General features: G+C 71.9%; 19 protein-coding genes and 1 riboswitch. Of the genes, 12 read left to right on the top strand and 7 right to left on the bottom strand.

Going from position 1 to position 18,036, the window contains the following annotated elements; translation table 11 throughout:
• Positions 1-113: 113 nt before the first annotated feature.
• The 4 genes from ACH4FH_RS33425 to ACH4FH_RS33410 form a co-directional block, all read right to left on the bottom strand.
• Entirely contained in the window at positions 114-416 is a 303-nt protein-coding gene (locus tag ACH4FH_RS33425) for a hypothetical protein (RefSeq protein WP_398559696.1), read from the bottom strand.
• Positions 417-456: 40 nt separating this feature from the next.
• Positions 457-1,689, bottom strand: a complete 1,233-nt coding sequence (locus ACH4FH_RS33420) for a S1C family serine protease (RefSeq protein ID WP_398559695.1) — start codon at positions 1,687-1,689, stop codon at positions 457-459.
• A 134-nt stretch (positions 1,690-1,823) separates the two neighbouring features.
• A complete protein-coding gene (locus ACH4FH_RS33415; protein ID WP_398559694.1) occupies positions 1,824-2,849 on the bottom strand; it encodes a LacI family DNA-binding transcriptional regulator in 1,026 nt (341 codons plus the stop codon).
• A gap of 24 nt (positions 2,850-2,873) precedes the next feature.
• Entirely contained in the window at positions 2,874-3,713 is an 840-nt protein-coding gene (locus ACH4FH_RS33410; protein ID WP_398559693.1) for a response regulator transcription factor, read from the bottom strand.
• A gap of 246 nt (positions 3,714-3,959) precedes the next feature.
• Here ACH4FH_RS33410 and ACH4FH_RS33405 point away from each other — a divergent pair, with 246 nt between their 5' ends.
• Positions 3,960-4,805: an alpha/beta hydrolase family protein gene (locus tag ACH4FH_RS33405; RefSeq protein ID WP_398559692.1), complete on the top strand. Its 846-nt coding sequence runs from the start codon at positions 3,960-3,962 to the stop codon at positions 4,803-4,805.
• A gap of 51 nt (positions 4,806-4,856) precedes the next feature.
• Here the strand turns inward: ACH4FH_RS33405 and ACH4FH_RS33400 are convergent, their stop codons facing one another.
• Both ACH4FH_RS33400 and ACH4FH_RS33395 read right to left on the bottom strand, forming a co-directional pair.
• A complete protein-coding gene (locus tag ACH4FH_RS33400; protein WP_398559746.1) occupies positions 4,857-6,758 on the bottom strand; it encodes an ABC transporter ATP-binding protein in 1,902 nt (633 codons plus the stop codon).
• 101 nt (positions 6,759-6,859) lie between these two features.
• Positions 6,860-8,593, bottom strand: coding sequence for an ABC transporter ATP-binding protein (locus ACH4FH_RS33395; protein WP_398559691.1), 1,734 nt, complete (start codon positions 8,591-8,593; stop codon positions 6,860-6,862).
• Between the two features lie 210 nt (positions 8,594-8,803).
• Between ACH4FH_RS33395 and ACH4FH_RS33390 the strand changes: the two genes are divergently transcribed.
• From ACH4FH_RS33390 to ACH4FH_RS33360, 7 genes are all read left to right on the top strand, one after another.
• On the top strand, positions 8,804-9,049 hold the full coding sequence (locus ACH4FH_RS33390) for a MoaD/ThiS family protein (RefSeq protein WP_398559745.1): 246 nt from the start codon (positions 8,804-8,806) through the stop codon (positions 9,047-9,049).
• A gap of 10 nt (positions 9,050-9,059) precedes the next feature.
• On the top strand, positions 9,060-10,415 hold the full coding sequence (locus ACH4FH_RS33385; RefSeq protein ID WP_398559690.1) for a hypothetical protein: 1,356 nt from the start codon (positions 9,060-9,062) through the stop codon (positions 10,413-10,415).
• 180 nt (positions 10,416-10,595) lie between these two features.
• Positions 10,596-11,297: a DUF2993 domain-containing protein gene (locus tag ACH4FH_RS33380; RefSeq protein ID WP_398559689.1), complete on the top strand. Its 702-nt coding sequence runs from the start codon at positions 10,596-10,598 to the stop codon at positions 11,295-11,297.
• Positions 11,298-11,565: 268 nt separating this feature from the next.
• Positions 11,566-11,673 (top strand): Ms5788A family Cys-rich leader peptide, encoded by a 108-nt coding sequence (locus ACH4FH_RS33375; RefSeq protein ID WP_371873992.1) that lies wholly within the window; start codon positions 11,566-11,568, stop codon positions 11,671-11,673.
• A 156-nt stretch (positions 11,674-11,829) separates the two neighbouring features.
• The gene (locus ACH4FH_RS33370) at positions 11,830-12,669 is read left to right on the top strand and encodes a sulfurtransferase (RefSeq protein WP_398559688.1); all 840 of its coding nucleotides are present in this window, start codon (positions 11,830-11,832) and stop codon (positions 12,667-12,669) included.
• 38 nt (positions 12,670-12,707) lie between these two features.
• Positions 12,708-12,995: a DUF1416 domain-containing protein gene (locus tag ACH4FH_RS33365; protein WP_398559687.1), complete on the top strand. Its 288-nt coding sequence runs from the start codon at positions 12,708-12,710 to the stop codon at positions 12,993-12,995.
• 146 nt (positions 12,996-13,141) lie between these two features.
• Positions 13,142-13,426 (top strand): DUF3099 domain-containing protein, encoded by a 285-nt coding sequence (locus ACH4FH_RS33360; RefSeq protein ID WP_398559686.1) that lies wholly within the window; start codon positions 13,142-13,144, stop codon positions 13,424-13,426.
• 41 nt (positions 13,427-13,467) lie between these two features.
• On the opposite strand, the gene ACH4FH_RS33355 is transcribed toward ACH4FH_RS33360, so the two are convergent.
• Positions 13,468-13,833: a DsrE family protein gene (locus ACH4FH_RS33355; protein ID WP_398559685.1), complete on the bottom strand. Its 366-nt coding sequence runs from the start codon at positions 13,831-13,833 to the stop codon at positions 13,468-13,470.
• A 360-nt stretch (positions 13,834-14,193) separates the two neighbouring features.
• Between ACH4FH_RS33355 and ACH4FH_RS33350 the strand changes: the two genes are divergently transcribed.
• The 4 genes from ACH4FH_RS33350 (at position 14,194) to ACH4FH_RS33335 (ending at position 18,003) form a co-directional block, all read left to right on the top strand.
• Complete coding sequence (locus ACH4FH_RS33350) at positions 14,194-14,757, top strand: FABP family protein (protein WP_393894858.1); 564 nt, start codon at positions 14,194-14,196, stop codon at positions 14,755-14,757.
• Positions 14,758-14,843: 86 nt separating this feature from the next.
• Positions 14,844-14,918, top strand: a riboswitch (cobalamin riboswitch).
• 114 nt (positions 14,919-15,032) lie between these two features.
• Positions 15,033-16,130 (top strand): FecCD family ABC transporter permease, encoded by a 1,098-nt coding sequence (locus ACH4FH_RS33345; RefSeq protein WP_398559684.1) that lies wholly within the window; start codon positions 15,033-15,035, stop codon positions 16,128-16,130.
• Positions 16,130-16,972, top strand: a complete 843-nt coding sequence (locus tag ACH4FH_RS33340) for an ABC transporter ATP-binding protein (RefSeq protein ID WP_398559683.1) — start codon at positions 16,130-16,132, stop codon at positions 16,970-16,972. The genes ACH4FH_RS33345 and ACH4FH_RS33340 overlap by 1 nt, the downstream gene beginning before the upstream one ends.
• A gap of 11 nt (positions 16,973-16,983) precedes the next feature.
• Positions 16,984-18,003: an ABC transporter substrate-binding protein gene (locus ACH4FH_RS33335; protein WP_398559682.1), complete on the top strand. Its 1,020-nt coding sequence runs from the start codon at positions 16,984-16,986 to the stop codon at positions 18,001-18,003.
• Positions 18,004-18,036: the final 33 nt, after the last annotated feature.

Raw genomic sequence — 18,036 nt, 5'->3', positions numbered from 1 at the left:
ACTGTCGGAACGCCCTTCAGCCTTGCACGGTGCCGGGCGGGGCGCGGCGGTCGACGCGGGGCCCGTCGTCGGCGCGGGGGCCCGGTCGGCCGGTGCGGGGCCCCGCCGGGCGGTCACCGTCGGGCGGCTGCCCGGCGCCGGGTTGCCGCGGCCCGTCCGCGGGTGCGCGGCTTGGCGGCGACCTCGTCGGGGCGGCTGTCCGCCGCGGGCACCGCCGCCACGCGCGCGGCGCCCGCGACGGCCGAGGCGAGCACCGAGGCGAGTGCGAGGTCCAGGTCCGCCGGGCCGGTGCGGCCGGACCGGTGCCGCACGGAGTGCAGCTGCGCGCTGCGGTGTTCGCCGCCCGCGCCCCAGGCGATGGCCGAGGCCAGCGCCCGGCGGGCACGGTGGACCGGAACAGTGATCTTGTGGGCCATGTCGGCCTCCTAGGGACGTACTCGGTGAAGGGTCGCGCGGTCAGATGCCGCTGCTGCCGCCGTCGCCGCCGCGCAGGGCGTCGAGGTCGGCCTTGACGGTGTTGATCGGGATGGCGAAGCCGAGGCCGACGCTGCCCGCCGTGCTGCTCGTCGCCGAACTGGGCGAATACATGGCCGAGTTGATGCCGACGATCTGGCCCTGCATGTTTATGAGGGCGCCGCCGGAGTTGCCCGGGTTGAGCGAGGCGTCGGTCTGGATCGCCTTGTACGAGGTCTTCGACGAGCCGGTGTCGCCGTTGTACTGGTTCCCGCCGAACTCGAACGGCCAGCCGCCGCCACCGCCCTGACCGCCCTGCCCCTGGCCCTGGCCCTGATCCTCGTCCTTCGCCACCGTGACGTCCCGGTTGAGCGCGGAGACGATGCCGCTGGTCACCGAGCCGGTAAGGCCCTCGGGCGAGCCGATCGCGACGACCGGGTCGCCGACCTGGACCTTCCCGGAGTCGCCGAGCGTGGCCTTGGTCAGGCCCTTGGCACCCCGCACCTTGATCAGCGCCAGGTCCTTGTCGGGGTCGGTCCCCACGACCTCGGCGGTCTTCTTGCTGCCGTCGCTGAAGGTGACGGACACCGTGTCCGCCCCGGACACCACATGGTTGTTGGTGATGATCTCGCCGTCGCCGGTGATCACCACGCCCGAGCCGGTCGACTGACCGCCGGACGTCCGCGCGTTGATCTCCACGATGGCGGGGCTGACCGCCTTGGCCACCGCGGAGACGCCGCTGCCGCTGCTCTGCCCGGCGTTGACGACCGGGGTGCCGGCGCTGCTCCCCGTACTCCCGCCGGCGCCCGCGAGCAGCGCCGCGCTGCCACCACCGATGAGGCCGGAGGCGAGCGCCACCGCCGCGATCAGGGCGATGGGGCGGCGGGCCTTGCGGTGCGATTCCCGCGGCCCGGGAACCTGCGGCCCCCCGGCGCCGAACCCGGCGTACGTGCCGCCGCCCTGGCCCCCGCCGGCCGCCGACGCGGCCGGTGCCCCGTGGACGGCGTACCCGCCCGGTGCCCCCGCGCCGTCACCTGCCGCGCTCTCGCCCCGGCCCTCGCCCGGCCACACCGTGACCCCGTCACCCGCGGCGACGGGGCGGGCCGGCGCGTACGGGGGCGGCGGGGGAAAGGCCCGCTCGCTTTCCCGCAGCGCGTCCTGTCGGGCGCCGTGGCCGTAGTCGTAGGGCCGGTCCTGGGGGATGTCGTCGCCGCTTCGGCGGTAGCTGTCGGTCATGGCTATGACTCTGCGACCGGTGCATGAGAACGGTCTGAGAGTGCCCTGAGAGACCCGACAGAAGTGGGTATGCCCGGTATAAAGACGCGGCGCCGCCGACCACCGACGGGTGGCTCAGCCGCGCATCGACCGCGTCAGTCCCGGCAGCCGCAGGACTGCCGGACCACCAGCCGCGACGGGAACTGCCGCAGCCGCTCTCGGCGCGATCCCACCACCCGCAGTCCGTCGTCCAGCACCAGATCGACCGCGGCCCGCGCCATCGCCTCGCGGTCCGAGGCGACCGTCGTCAGCGGCGGGTCGGTCAGCCCCGCTTCCTTCACATCGTCGAAGCCGGCGACCGCCAGCCCGTCCGGCACGTCGATCCGCAGCTCGCGGGCGGCCCGCAGCACACCGATCGCCTGGTCGTCCGTCGCGCACATGATGGCCGGCGGCCGGTCCGGGCCCGCCAGCAGCTTCAGTGCGACCTGGTAGGAGTCGTAGCGGTTGTACGGCGCCTGGAAGTAGCGGCCCTCGACCGACTTCCCCGACTCCTGCATGGCACGGCGCCAGCCCTCGACGTGGTCGGTGACCGGGTCGCCGGACTTCGGGGTCTCTTCCGTCCCGCCCAGGAACGCGACATACGGGTGGCCGTGCTCCAGCAGATGCCGGGTCGCCAGCTGGGCGCCCCACACGTCGTCGGTCATGACCGCGACATCGTCGATGGCGTCCGGCCTGCGGTGCAGCAGCACCACCCGCGCGTCCCAGGCATCGATCTCCGCGGCGGCGTGCTCGCTGGGGCCCTGGCTGATCAGGATCAGCCCCGAGACCCGCATCCCGAGGAACGCGCGCAGGTAGTGCACCTCGCGCTCGTCGAGATAGTTGGCGTTGCCGACCAGGACCATCTTTCCGCGCTCGGCGGCGGCCTGCTCGACGGCGTGTGCCATCTCCGCGAAGAACGGCTGCCGGGTGTCCGGCACGATGAGCCCTATGAGATCGGTCCGGCGGGACGCCATCGCCTGCGCGACGCGGTCCGGCCGGTAGCCGAGCTCCTTGATGGCGGCGAGCACCCGCTCGCGCGTGGCCGGGGCGACCGGCCTTGGTCCGTTGTTGATGACGTAACTGACAACGGCGGTGGACGTACCCGCCAGTCTTGCCACATCATCCCGCGTCACCTTGGCCACGCGCGGCAGTCTACGCGGGTGGCCCTACCGCTGGGCAGGCCGTCCACCGGCCGATTCGGCACCCGATGCCACGGCCTTCACCACGCGGTCCCCGGCCCCGGCATCGCCCTCGGCAGCCTTCGCGGCATTCGCGGCTTTGGCGGCCTGCGCCGCCTTGTCCTTCGCCTGGGCCTCCGCCGCCGCCCGCTCCACCTTCTCCGGCGTCACGAAGCGGTAGCCGACGTTACGAACCGTGCCGATCAGGGACTCGTGCTCGGGGCCGAGCTTGGCGCGCAGCCGCCGGACGTGCACATCGACCGTGCGGGTACCGCCGAAGTAGTCGTAGCCCCAGACCTCCTGGAGGAGCTGGGCCCGGGTGAACACCCGGCCGGGGTGCTGGGCCAGATACTTCAGCAGCTCGAACTCCTTGAAGGTCAGGTCCAGGACCCGGCCCTTGAGCTTCGCGCTGTAGGTCGCCTCGTCCACCGAAAGATCACCGTTGCGGATCTCCATCGGGCTGTCGTCGGTGGTGATCTGCTGGCGGCCCATGGCCAGCCGCAGCCGCGCCTCGACCTCGGCGGGCCCCGCCGTGTCCAGCAGGACGTCGTCGATGCCCCAGTCCGCGGTGACCGCGGCGAGGCCGCCCTCCGTCACCACCAGGACCAGCGGACAGCCCGGACCGGTGGACCGCAGCAGCTGGCACAGCGACCGCACCTGCGGCAGGTCACGACGGCCGTCGATCAGTATGACGTCGGCCCCTGGGGTGTCGATGAGGGCCGGGCCCTCGGCGGGGGCCACCCGCACGCTGTGCAGAAGCAGGCCCAGCGCCGGGAGCACCTCCGTCGACGGCTGAAGTGCGTTGGTCAGCAGCAGGAGCGAACTCACTTCCGACCACCCACTCGGTTTTCGGCGTGCTTCATCCTGTGCTGCTCGCGGTCCTGCTCGCTTCGCTCGCCCATGACGTCTGGTTCCTCCTCGGTCCCTGCGACGGGGGCACCACCCGGACTGGCCGGGGGAGTCTGCGGCACTGCTTCGTACGGTTCTCCCAGCCGTGGATCACCCTGGCTGAAAGCACAAAAGGACCCGGGGGCAACGCTGCCCGGATCCTTCATGCCCGACAGAATAGCTCACATGGGTTCCGGAGCCGAGGCCGATTTTGCACGTTCCTGTGTTTCGTCGATCACTTCGAGTGGTCATCGGGCGTCTTTGTTGACGTCGGACGGCGTTCGTATCGAGGCTGCTCACGCCCCTCGTACGGCCTCCGGAGGCGCGCCGTCCGACGATCTCGTCGTGGTCCTCGCACACGGATTCAGCGGCGCCCTGGAACGCCCGGCGCTACGCCGTGCGGCCGCCGCGTTCACCCAGCGTGCCGCCGTGATCACGTTTTCCTTCCGCGGGCACGGCCGCTCCGGCGGGCACTCCACCGTCGGCGACCGGGAGGTCCATGATCTCGCCGCCGCGGTCCGCTGGGCACGCTCCCTGGGGTACCGCCGGGTCGCCACCGTCGGCTTCTCGATGGGCGGCTCGGTCGTGCTGCGGCATGCGGCGATTTACGGCCAGGGGGAGCGCGGGGGGCGCACAGGTGCGCACACCGACCTCGTGGTCGCGGTGAGCTCCCCCGCCCGCTGGTATTACCGCGGCACGGCGTCGATGCGCCGCCTCCACTGGGTCATCACCCGCCCCATCGGCCGCTTGGTCTCCCGCCTGGGCCTGCGCACCCGCATCCACCCCGAGGACTGGGACCCGGTCCCGCTCTCCCCCACCGAGGCGGTCCCGCTGATCGCGCCGACCCCGCTGCTGCTCGTCCACGGCGACCGCGACCCGTACTTCCCCGTGGACCACCCCCACATGCTGATGGCCGCCGCCGACCCCGCGAGCACCGAGCTGTGGCTGGAGCACGGCTTCGGGCACGCGGAGAACGCGGCGGAGCCGGAGCTGCTGGAGCGGATCGGGGAGTGGATCACCGAGCACGGCTGACCCGTCGGGACGCGACGGCCGGCCCCGGACCTCGGCCCCGGGGCCGGCCGCTCACTCGGTCTCCACCATCGCCTCCGCGAACTGCGCCGCGTACAGGCGCGCGTAGGCGCCGCCCGCCGCCAGCAGCGCGTCGTGGGTGCCCTGCTCGACGATCGCGCCGGACTCCATCACCAGGATGACGTCGGCGTCGCGGATGGTGGAGAGACGGTGCGCGATGACGAAACTGGTGCGTCCGGTGCGCAGTTGCGCCATGGCGTGCTGGATCAGCACCTCGGTGCGGGTGTCGACCGAGCTGGTGGCCTCGTCGAGGACGAGGATGGCGGGCTCGGCGAGGAACGCGCGGGCGATGGTGATCAGCTGCTTCTCGCCGACCGAGACATTGCCGCCCTCCTCGTCGATGACGCTGTCGTAGCCGTCGGGCAGGGTGCGCACGAAACGGTCGACGTGGGTGGCCCTGGCCGCCTCGACGATCTTGTCGCGCGAGATGCCCGCGGGCGCGCCGTAGGCGATGTTCTCGGCGATGGTGCCGCCGAAGAGCCAGGTGTCCTGGAGGACCATGCCGATGTGGGAGCGCAGCTCCTCGCGTGACATCTCGGCGATGTCGACGCCGTCCAGGGTGATCCGCCCGCCGCGTACCTCGTAGAACCGCATCAGGAGGTTGACGAGCGTGGTCTTGCCGGCGCCGGTGGGACCGACGATGGCGACGGTCTGGCCGGGGTGGACGGCCAGCGACAGGTCCTCGATGAGCGGCTTGTCCTCGTCGTACCGGAAGGAGACGTGGGCGAACTCGACACGGCCGGTGACGTGTTCGGGGCGGGCCGGCCGCTCGGCGTCGGGGTCCTGCTCCTCGGCGTCGAGGAGTTCGAAGACCCGCTCGGCGGAGGCGACGCCGGACTGCACGAGGTTGGCCATCGAGGCGACCTGGGTGAGCGGCTGGCTGAACTGCCGGGAGTACTGGATGAACGCCTGGACGTCACCGATGGACAGACTGCCGGACGCCACGCGGAGGCCGCCGACGACCGCGACCAGCACGTAGTTCAGGTTGCCGATGAACATCATCGCGGGCTGGATGATCCCGGAGATGAACTGGGCCCGGAAACCGGCTGCGTACAGGGCGTCGTTCTGCTCGCGGAACAGCTCCGCGGACTCCCGCTGGCGGCCGAAGACCTTCACCAGGGCGTGGCCGGTGTACATCTCCTCGATGTGCGCGTTGAGCTTGCCGGTGGTCTTCCACTGCTGGACGAACTGCGGCTGGGCGCGCTTGCCGACCTTGGTGGCGACGACCACGGAGACCGGGACGGTGACCAGGGCGACCAGCGCCAGCAGCGGCGAGATCCAGAACATCATGACCAGCACACCGACGATGGTCAGCAGCGACGCCACGATCTGGCTGAGGGTCTGCTGGAGCGTCTGCTGGATGTTGTCGATGTCGTTGGTCGCCCGGGAGAGCACCTCACCGCGCTGCTGCTTGTCGAAGTAGCTCAGCGGCAGCCGGGCCAGCTTCTCCTCGACCTGCTCGCGCATCCGGAAGACCGCGCGCTGGACGACGCGGGTGGCGATCCGCGCCTGGACGAATCCGAAGAGCGAGGCGCCCGCGTAGATCAGTGTGACCCACAGCAGGATCACGCCGACGGCACCGAAGTCGATGCCCTGGCCGGGCACGACCGGCATCGTGCCGAGCATGTCGGCGAGCCCGTCCTCGCCGCGCGCACGGAGCCGCTCCGCGGCCTGCGCCCTGGTGAGGCCGGCGGGCAGTCCCCGGCCGACGATGCCCGCCATGATCAGGTCGGTGGCGTGCCCGAGGACCTTGGGCCCCACCACGCTCAGGGCGACGCTCAGCACGCCCAGCACCAGCGCGACCGAGATCACGCCGCGCTCGGGCCGCATCTGGCGCAGCAGCCGCTTGCCCGAGCCCTTGAAGTCCATCGACTTCTCGATGGGCTGCCCGCCCATCATCCGGCCGGGCCCGGCCGCCGGAGCCGGGCCGCGCCGGGACCCCTCCTGCGGTGCGGGCGGGGCCTCGGACGGCCTGGCCGCTTCCTTGTCCGCGGTGGTCACGCCGCCTCCTGCTCGGTGAGCTGGGAGAGCACGATCTCCCGATAGGTCTCGTTGTCGGCCATCAGCTCGGCGTGGGTGCCGGTGCCGACGACCCGGCCCTCGTCCAGGACGACGATCCGGTCGGCGCCGCGGATCGTCGAGACGCGCTGCGCGACGATCACCACCGTCGCCCGGTCGGTCTCCCGGGAGAGCGCGGCCCGCAGCGCCGCGTCGGTCGCGTAGTCCAGCGCGCTGAAGGAGTCGTCGAAGAGGTAGATCTCCGGCCGGCGCACCAGCGCCCGCGCGATCGCCAGCCGCTGCCGCTGGCCTCCGGAGACGTTGCTGCCGCCCTGCGCGATCGGGGCGGCGAGGCCGCCCTCCATCCGCTCGACGAAGTCGCGTGCCTGCGCGGTCTCCAGCGCGCGCCACAGCTCCTCGTCGGTGGCGTCCGGTTTGCCGTAGCGCAGGTTCGTCGCGACGGTCCCGGAGAAGAGGTACGGCTTCTGCGGGACCAGGCCGATGGCGTCGGCGAGGGTCTCCTGGTCGAGGGTGCGGACGTCCTCGCCGTCCACCAGGACCGCGCCGCCGGTCGCGTCGAACAGCCGCGGGACGAGGCCGAGGAGGGTCGACTTGCCGCTGCCCGTCGAGCCGATGACGGCGGTGGTCTCGCCGGGTCTGGCGACCAGCGAGACATCCTTGAGGACCGGCTCCTCGGCGCCCGGGAAACGGAACTCGACGCCGCGCAGCTCCAGTTCGCCGTGCCGGCGCAGTTCGGTGACGGGGTGCTCGGCCGGGGTGACGCTGGTGTCGGTCGCCAGCACCTCCTGGATGCGCTCGGCGCAGACCTCGGCGCGCGGCAGCATCATCACCATGAACGTCGCCATCATGATCGACATGAGGATGTACATCAGATAGCTGAGGAAGGCCGTGAGCGCGCCGATCTGCATGTGGCCGCTGTCGATGCGGAGTCCGCCGAACCAGACGACGGCCACGCTGGAGAGGTTCACGATCAGCATGACCAGCGGGAACATCATCGACATCAGCCGGCCGGCGCGCAGCGAGACATCGTAGAGGTCGGTGTTGGCCACGCCGAACCGCTCGCGTTCGTACCGGTCGCGGACGAAGGCGCGGATGACGCGGATGCCCGTGATCTGCTCCCGCAGGACCCGGTTGACGGTGTCGATGCGCTCCTGCACCCCACGGAACAGCGGGCGCATCCGGCGCACGATCAGTGAGACGAGGATCCCGAGGACCGGGACGATGACGAGGAGCAGGCCCGACAGCGGCACGTCCTGATTGAGCGCCATGACCACACCGCCGACGCACATGATCGGCGCGGACACCATCATCGTGAACGTCATCAGTACCAGCATCTGCACCTGCTGGACGTCATTGGTGGTGCGGGTGATCAGCGACGGTGCGCCGAAGGTGCCCATCTCCCGTGCGGAGAAGGACTGCACACGGTCGAAGACGGCGGCGCGGATGTCGCGGCCGAGGGCCATGGCGGTGCGGGCGCCGAAGTACACGGCACCGATCGCGCAGACGATCTGCAGCAGCGTGACGGCGGTCATCAGGCCGCCGAGACGGAGGATGTAGCCCGTGTCCCCCTTCACGACACCGTTGTCAATGATGTCGGCGTTGAGGGTGGGCAGGTAGAGGGTGGCCAGCGTCTGGATGAGCTGGAGCACCACGATCAGGGATATGGAGTGCCTATGCGGCCGCAGATGGGCCTTCGCGAGTCGGACCAACACGGAGTGAGCCTATGCGAACGCTTGCCTTCGGCAATCGAATTATCCGCATCCCCCCGTCACCCCGCCCGCGGCCTTTGCCGGAACTTGCCCGGAACGGGGCCGGCCGCGCGGTACGCCATCATGGAGGCGGCAACGACGGGGGCGGCCCACACCGACGGACCGCCCCACGACCGACACGATGAAGAGGTCGCCGTGACAACAACTGGCACCGTGCGCTATTGGGCCGCGGCCAAAGCCGCCGCCGGCACGGCGGAGGAGCCGTACGCGGCGGCGACGCTCGCCGAGGCGCTCGACGCGGCGCGCGCCGCGCATGCCACCAACCCCGAGTTCGCGCGCGTCCTGCTGCGCTGCTCCTTCCTGGTAGACGGCGACCCGGTCGGCACCCGCGACCACGCGGCGGTGCCGCTGGCCCCGGGCGGCACCGTCGAGGTCCTGCCGCCGTTCGCGGGAGGGTGAGCCCACGACCATGAGCGACAACCAGCCGCGCCACCGCAAGCCGTACGAACCGCACGAGCCCTATGTGCGCCCCGAGAGCCACGGCCCCCACGAGCCGTACGCCGCACCGGACCCGTACGCCCAGAACACCCCACAGACCCCGTACGACCCGCAGGCGCCGTACGACCCGCAGGCGCCGTACGGCCGTCCGTACGGGCAGCAGCAGGGACCGGTCCAGGGACAGCCGCACGAGCCCTACGCGGCGCAGCAGCCTCACCAGCCGCAGCAGGAGCCCCGGCAACAGCCCCCGACGGCATGGCCGGCGGCAGGCGGCAGGCACACCCACGGCTCCGGCCAGTACGGCTACGACGCCGCCGGGCAGCCGCCCGCCCGGGACGCGTACGGCACCCCGCAGCCCCCGCAGCCCCACGGCCCGCAGACCCAGACCTGGGACGCCCCGACCTGGGAGACCGGCACCCAACCGCCGGTCCCGGGAGCCGCCGCGGAGACCACCCACCTGCCCTCCCAGCACCAGACGGCGCCGCCGGCCGAGGAGACGCACGCCCGGCAGCACCCCCAGCGGACCAAGCCGCACCCGCAGGGCGCGGCCGCCGCCCGCCCGGCCGCGCCTCTGGCGCCCCACCAGCGGGCCCGCGCCGAAGGCCGTTCGCCGATCATCCCGCCGGGGCGGAAGCCGGCCGCCCTGACCGCCGCGCTCGCCCTCCTGCTCGCGCTCGCCGCGCCGCTGGGGCAGGCGGCGCTCCTCGTGCCGGTGGTCCTGCTGCAGGCCGTCACGGCGGCGGGCTGGTTCCGGCTGAACGGAATGTGGCCCGCCCGGCAGGGCATCGCGCTGGCCTTCCTGGCCGGCCTGACCACCGATGTGGCGCTGCTGGCCACGGACCGCGGTGACGCTCCCGTGGTGACCGTCGGCACGCTCGGCGTGTGGTGCCTGTTCGTCCTCGTCCTCCAGCTGCGCAATCGCAGCAGCGCGGACGAGCGGATGTACGCGCTGACCGCCGGGCTCGCCTCGACCGCGCTCGCCGTGCTCGCCTCGGGCCAGCTCGCCGCCGCGCCGCACGCGGTGGTCGTCGGTGCCGTCGCGGTGGGCGTCGCGACGCTCGCCCGTGCGCTGCCGCTGCCGCCCTTCGTCTCGGTGGCCGTCGCCCTGGTGGCCGCCGCGGGCGCCGGAGTCGCCGCCGGGGGGCTGACCGACCTCGGTCCTGCCGGCGCGCTGCTGGGGCTCGCGGCCGGCGGCTGTGCGCTGATCGGCCTGCGGGTGGCCAGCTACGACTACCCGTCCCGCTTCGTCCACATGACGGCGGGCGTGGCCCTGCCCCTCGCCCTCGCGGCACCCGCCGTGTACGTCCTGGGGCGCGCCCTGGCCTGAGCCGGGCAAGAGACCGGCGAGTCCGCCCGTCACGCCGTGGGGAGCCGCTCGTGCCTTCCCACGGCCGACGGGAGCGCTCGCCGGACCCGGTCGTCTAGGCTCCCCGTGCGCAGGCCGGGGAGCCTGCAGGCATGGCGGAGACGGCCGGGCGTCCGGCCCTTGCGTGGGGAAAGTGGTTCGATGCGTGCACTACGGGTGCTGCTGGTCATCGTCGTCATACTCGGGGCGCTGTTCGTGGTCGGTGACCGCGTCGCGGTGAGCCTCGCGGAGGAGAAGGTCGCGGACAAGATCCGCGTCAGCGGGGGTCTCACGAAGGCGCCGGGCATCTCCATCAAGGGCTTTCCGTTCCTGACCCAGGTCGCCGGGCGGTCCCTCCAGGAAGTGGACGCGGACCTCGACGGCGTCCAGGCCAGCGCCCAGGGCCGCACCCTGCGGGTGAGCAAGCTCAGCGCCCAGTTCCACGACGTGCAGCTGACCAGCGACTACTCCTCCGTCGAGCGGGCCGCTTCGGCCACCGGCACCGCCAGGATCAGCTACGCGGACCTGACCAGGGCGGCGGGCGGCGGCGTGAAGGTCAGCTACGCCGGCCAGGAGAACGGCCGCAGCCAGGTCAAGATCTCGCCTAACGTGCCGCTCCTCAGCTCGCTGGAGGTGACCGGCTCGATCACCACCGTCGGCGGCGACACGGTGCGGCTGCGGGCCGACTCGATCCCGGCGATGTGCCGGACGATTCCGGGCTGCGAGTCGAAGGTGCGCTCGCAGACCGACCACGAGTGGAAGCTGGAGCAGCTGCCCGGCAACCTCAAGCTGGAGAAGGTCGTGACGACGGCCGAGGGCATCTCGATCGCCGCCTCGGGCAAGGACGTCAAGCTCCCCGGCTGACCGCGCGGCGGGCCGCCCCACCGGCCCGCCCGCACCCCGTTCCCCCCTCGCCGGGCGCCGCACCTTCCCGTCCCGGCGTGCTCCCTCCGAGCAGCGTCCACCCCCTGAGACAGGGCCGTCCGTCCGCCAGACGTACGCGCGGGCGCACCCCCTCCTCGCTCCTGTGTACGACCGTCCATGTCGCGCGTATCCCACATCGCGGACAATCGCATCTCGCCATATGACACGCCGGTGACACGCCCCGCCGTCTCTCCCTACGATCGGTCGCATGCAGAGCTCATTGAGCGGTCTCCGTCCGCGGGGACAGGCGGTCCTGACGAAGCGGCGGGCAGTGGACCTGTGCCGCGTCGCCGCCATGCTCTGTCGCCCTGTCTGACGGGCCCTTTTTCGCGTCCCGTCTTCCTTCGGCCCCCTCGGGCCGATTCCCGCATGCCCTCGCGCAGCGCCGCGCGCCGTCAGCAGCCGCGCGCATCCGGCGTCACCGCGTGCACTTCTGCAACCGCCCCCCGCAACTGCCCCGGAGGAGAAGAACATGAGCCGTACCGACGTCCTGGTGGACGCAGACTGGGTCGAGGCCCACATCGACGACCCGAAGGTCGTCATCGTCGAGGTCGACGAGGACACGTCCGCGTACGAGAAGAACCACATCAAGAACGCGATCCGCATCGACTGGCAGAAGGACCTCCAGGACCCGGTGCGCCGCGACTTCGTCGACCAGGCGGGCTTCGAGAAGCTTCTCTCGGAGAAGGGCATCGCCAACGACGACACCGTCGTCCTCTACGGCGGCAACAACAACTGGTTCGCGTCCTACGCGTACTGGTACTTCAAGCTCTACGGCCACGACGGCGTCAAGCTGCTCGACGGCGGCCGCAAGAAGTGGGAGCTGGACTCCCGCGACCTGGTCGACGCGGTGCCCACCCGCGCGAAGACCGAGTACAAGGCGAAGGCCCAGAACACCTCGATCCGCGCCTTCCGTGACGACGTCGTCGCCGCGATCGACAACCTGAACCTGGTCGACGTGCGCTCCCCCGACGAGTTCAGCGGCAAGCTGCTCGCGCCGGCGCACCTCCCGCAGGAGCAGTCGCAGCGCCCCGGCCACGTGCCCAGCGCCCGCAACATCCCCTGGTCGAAGAACGCCAACGACGACGGCACCTTCAAGTCGGACGACGAGCTCAAGGAGCTCTACGAGGGCGAGTCGGTCGACCTGGCGAAGGACACCATCGCCTACTGCCGTATCGGTGAGCGCAGCGCGCTCACCTGGTTCGTGCTGCACGAGCTGCTCGGCCAGACCAACGTCAAGAACTACGACGGTTCCTGGACCGAGTACGGCTCGCTCGTCGGCGTGCCGATCGAGCTCGGCGCGAACAAGTAAGCAAGCTTCCCTCCCCGACCCCTCAAGGAAGTACCCCCATGTGTGGAGCACAGGCAGGCGGCCCGGACGCCTCGACCATCAAGCCCGGTGAGACCACCATCCAGGGCAACGTGACCCGCGACGGCGAGCCCGTCACCGGTTACGTCCGTCTGCTGGACAGCACCGGCGAATTCACTGCCGAGGTGCCCACCTCGGCGACCGGCCAGTTCCGCTTCTACGCGGCCGAGGGCACCTGGACGCTGCGCGCCCTGGTCCCCGGCGGCACCGCGGACCGCACCGTCGTCGCCCAGCAGGGTGGTCTGGCGGAGGTCGCCATCGCCGTCTGACGGCATGGAGGACGGGATCGGCAGCGATCCTTACGGCCGGAGGGCCGCACCCCAGGGGTTTGGACACCTGACCGGGGTGCGGCCCTCCGCGCTGTCGCGCGCCGTCCGGACTTCTCTCCCACCCGGTGCGGTCTTACCGTGGAGGTATGCACGCCCGTCGCCTGCTGCCCGCGCAACGCCGCCATCGCAGGTACTTCCTGCTGATGGGCGTCTGCATCGTGCTGTTCGTGCTGGCGTGGAGCGTGGTGCGGCTCTGGTCGGTGCCCGCGGCGGTGGGGATGTGCGTGGTCGCGATGGTCATTCCGCCGGTCGCGGCGATCATCGGCAACCGCCGGGAGCCCGGCGAGCGCTGGTGGGACGAGTCCGGTGACCCGGAATCCGACCGCTGGTGGCGCGAGCTGGACGACAAGGACGACAAGCACCCGCAGTAGCTCCTGCGACCGGCGCCACCGCGTCGGGCCGCGGCCCGACGTCAGTACACCAGCGCCTGCACGCCCTCCGGCATGATCTCGCTGACGAAGACCTGGGCACCGGCGATGCCCGCACCCTCGATCAGGTCCTTCTCCTCGATGTCGCGCCGGGCCGCACACTGCGTGCAGACCGTGATCGCGCCGCCGCCCGCGATGATGCCGTCGATCAGCTCCGGCAGCGGCGCGGCGTGCGGCAGCTCGAATTCGCCCGCCCGCCCCGGCAGCCCGAACCACGCCGATTCGCCGGTCAGCCACAGGGACACCTCGATGCCGCTGGCCACCGCCACCGCCGCCACCGTGAACGCCTGCGAGCACCGCTCGGGCGCGTCCGCACCCGCCGTCACCTTGATCACGAGCTTCTTCGCCATGGCCTCAGACTAGAGCCCCGCCGACCGCCTCCGGGGACCCGCGCCCGTACGGCCCGCGCCCGGCGATCCGCCCGCGCGGCGCCCACCGGGCCTGGCGGGGAACCTCACACAGCCGGTCGCCCCGGCGCCGACTAGACTTGCCTCCGGTCCGTAACACCTCACTCCGTCCAAGGAGCGCGCTCGTGCTTGAGGCAGTCTTCACCACCCTGCTCGTCCTGGTCGCCGTCGGCGTCGTCGCCTTCGCCGGCCTGACCTGGAAGAAGCTGTACCAGGGCCAGCGCTGAACCTGCCCCTCCCCTGCCCTCAGCAGGAGCGCTGGCGCGCCCCGGCTGTCCCCTCCCCTACAGATCGCCTGAGCTCATGATCGAGATCCCGTCCGACCTGAACCCGGCCCTGGTGCCGCTCGCCTTCCTCCTCGGCAACTGGGAGGGCGCGGGCGTCGCTGACTTCCCCGGCACCGAGAAGTGCAACTTCGGGCAGGAAGTCACCTTCACCCACGACGGCCGTGACTTCATCGAATACACCTCGCACAGCTGGGTGCTCGACGGCGAGGGCAAGAAGGTCGGCCCGCTGGAGACCGAGAGCGGCTACTGGCGCATCGACGCGGACCGCAAGGTCGAGGTCGTGATGATCCGCGACCAGGGCGTGGCGGAGGTCTGGTACGGCGAGCTGGCCGACCAGAAGCCGCAGATCGACCTGGCCACGGACGCCGTCGCCCGGACCGCCTCCTCCGGCCCGTACAGCGGTGGCAAGCGGCTCTACGGCTACGTCAACAGCGACCTGATGTGGGTCGGCGAGAAGGCCACCCCCGAGGTGCCGCTGCGCCCGTACATGTCCGCGCACCTGAAGAAGGTCGTCGACCCGAGCGAGTGGGCCAAGGACCTCAAGGACCTGCCCGACGACGGCATCGCCTTCTTCAAGTAGGCCGGCCTCCGGCGAGCGGGCCGCCCGGTCCCCGTACCGCGGCCCGCCCCCGCCGTACATCTGCACACGCACGACAGCGCCCCGCGGGGGAAGTCCGGTGAGAGTCCGGCGCTGACCCGCAACGGTAAGCGGAAGCACCCTGTCCGCAAGCCCGATCGCCCGCGGCGGCGCCGGATCCTGACAACTCGCCGTGGTCTGCGAGGGGACGCCTCCGCCGCCACCCGCGCCGGGCCGTACCTTCTTCCGTACGCGGCCCGACCGAAGGCGGACCGCCCGTGGCGACCACCGAGGCCACGCCCCGCGCCCCCGTACCGGCGGCCGGCCCCGTGCCGCCCCGACGACTGCCCGTACCGCTCCTGGTGGCCGCGCTCTCCGTCGTCCTGCTCGGCTCCCTGCTGTGCGGCATCGGCCTCGGCGCCGCCGGACTGAGCTGGGCGCAGGTGGTGCGGTACCTCGGCGCGGGGCTGACCGGCGGCACTCTCACCGCGGACGAGGTCTCCGCGTACACCATCGTGTGGGAGCTGCGCTTCCCGCGGGCCGTGCTGGCGGCCGTCGTCGGCGCCGGGCTGTCCGCCATCGGCGTCGCCGTCCAGGCCCTGGTCCGCAACGCGCTCGCCGACCCGTTCGTGCTCGGCATCTCCTCCGGGGCCGCCGTCGGCGCCAACGCGGTACTCCTCTTCGGGGCGTTGGGCGCGCTGGGCGTCTGGGCCCTTTCGGTGTCCGCGTTCGTCTCCGCGCTGATCGCGATGACCCTGGTGTACGCGGCCGCCCGTACCGCCCACGGGCTCACCCCGCTGCGCCTGGTGCTGACCGGCACCGCGATGTACTACGGCTTCTCCGCCGTCACCACCCTGATGGTGTTCACCGCCGACCGCGGCGAGGCGGCCCGCTCGGCGATGATGTGGCTGCTCGGGAGCCTGAGCGGGGCCGGCTGGGGTTCGGTGCCGATCGCGGCGGCCGCGGTGGCCGCCGCGCTGGCCCATCTGCTGCTCTCCGCGGGCCGGTTGAACGCGCTGGCCATGGGAGACGAGACCGCGGCGGCACTCGGGGTCGACGCGGAGCGGCTGCGCCGTGAGCTGTTCGTCGTCTCCGCCGCGGTCACCGGCGCGGTGGTCGCGGTCAGCGGCGCGATCGGCTTCGTCGGGCTGATGGTGCCGCATGTGACGCGGATGCTGGTGGGCGCCGACCACCGCCGGGTACTGGCGGTCGCGCCGCTGCTGGGCGCGGTGCTGCTGGTCTGGGTCGATCTGCTCTCGCGGGTACTGCTCGCGCCCGTCGAACTGCCGGTGGGCGTGATCACCGCCGTCCTCGGTGTGCCCTGCTTCGTGCTGCTGATGCGGCGGCGCGGCTACACCTTCGGAGGCGGCGCCTGATGCGGCTCGACATCGACGGCCTGTCGGTGGAGGTGGCCGGGCACCGGCTGGTCCACGACATCACCCTGCAGGCCGGCAGCGGCCGCCTCGTGGGGCTGGTGGGCCCCAACGGCAGCGGCAAGTCGACGCTGCTGCGCTGCGTCTACCGCGCGCTGCGCCCGGCCGCGGGCACCGTCAGCCTGGACGGCAGGGAGCTGCATGCCATGGACGCGCGGGAGGGCGCACGGCTGCTGGCCGCGCTGCCGCAGGAGGCCAGTACCGAGTTCGACTTCACGGTCACCGAGGTCGTGGCGATGGGGCGGCTGCCGCATCAGCGCGGCTCGGGCCGCGCCCAGCACACGGACACCGAGGTGTGCGCGCGGGCACTGGCCCGGGTCGGGGCGGACCACCTCGCGGGACGCGGCTTCCTGAGCCTGTCCGGCGGGGAGAAGCAGCGGGTTCTCATCGCCCGCGCGCTGGCCCAGGAGCCGGCCGTGCTGGTGCTCGACGAGCCCACCAACCACCTCGACATCGCCCAGCAGTTGGAGGTCCTCGCCCTGGTGCGGGACAGCCGGCTGACGGTGCTCACCGCGCTGCACGACCTCAATCTGGCCGCCGTGCACTGCGACGAGCTGTACGTCATCGCGCACGGCCGGATCGTCGCCTCGGGCCCACCGCACGACGTCCTGACCCCCGAGCTGCTCGCCGAGGTCTTCGGCGTCCGCGCGCACCGCGTACGGCATCCCGAATCGGGCGCCGTACAGCTGCTGTTCGACCGTCTGACGCGCGAGGACGCCGCCCCTGGCGCGGCCGCCTCCACCGCACTCCCCCGGCCCGACCGGGCCGCCCCGACCGCTCAGTGAGGATCCGTCCGATGACCCCGGCCCGCCGCCCCGCCGCCCTGCTCACCGTCCTCGCGCTCGCGCTCACCGGCTGCGGCGCGCAGATCGCCACCGACGGCGACGACGCCGCCGGGCGCTCCGGCCACTACCCGGTCACCATCGAGAACTGCGGCGTCCGCACGACGTACGACAAGGCCCCGCAGCGCGTGGTCACCAACGACGTCGGCATCACCGAGCTGATGTTCGCGTTGGGCCTGGAGAAGCACATGGCCGGCTATGTCATGCCCGACGACAAGGGCGACCTCGACTCGGTGCCCTACAAGGACGCCTACGGCAAGGTGCCCAGGCTCTCCAAGAAGGCCATCACCAAGGAAATGGCCCTGGACGCCAAGGCGGACCTGGTCTTCGCCGGCTGGAACTACGGCTTCGGCGAGGACAACGGCCTCACCCCCGCCTCCCTCAAGAAGCTCGGCATCGGCAGCTACGTCCTGACCGAGTCCTGCCGCAAGGGCCCGGACGGCAGCGCCCGCGGCGTGATGCCGCCGCTGAAGGCGCTCTACACCGACCTGCGGACGCTCGGAAAGATCTTCGACGTACGGGACCGGGCGGAAGCCCTGGTGAAGCGGTACCGCAAGCAGGTCGCCCAGGTCCGCGCCGAGATCCCCGCCCCGGGCGACCGCCCCTCCGTCTTCCTCTACGACGACGGCCGCGACAAGCCGCTGACCTCGGGCTTCTACGCGGGCCCGCACGACATCATCACCAAGGCCGGCGGCGACCACGTCATGAAGGACCTCAAGGACTCCTGGACCACGGTGGGCTGGGAGACCGTCGTCGCCCGCGATCCGGACGTCATCGTCATCAACGACTACGGCGCCACCACCGCCGAGCGGAAGAAGGAATTCCTGCTGTCCTACCCCCCGCTGGCGAACGTCTCGGCGATCAAGCACCGGCGGATCTACGTCATGGACTACGCCGAACTCGTCGAGAGCCCCCGCAACCCCGCCGCGATCAGCGCCCTGGCGCGCTATCTGCGCGGGGTGCACCACGGCTGAGGCGGACGTCATACGCACCGGCCGTACAGCCTC

Origin of the sequence: Streptomyces sp. NPDC017993 (assembly GCF_044328065.1) — a bacterium.
Lineage (GTDB): Bacteria > Actinomycetota > Actinomycetes > Streptomycetales > Streptomycetaceae > Streptomyces.
This window is presented reverse-complemented; position numbering and strand designations above follow the sequence as displayed.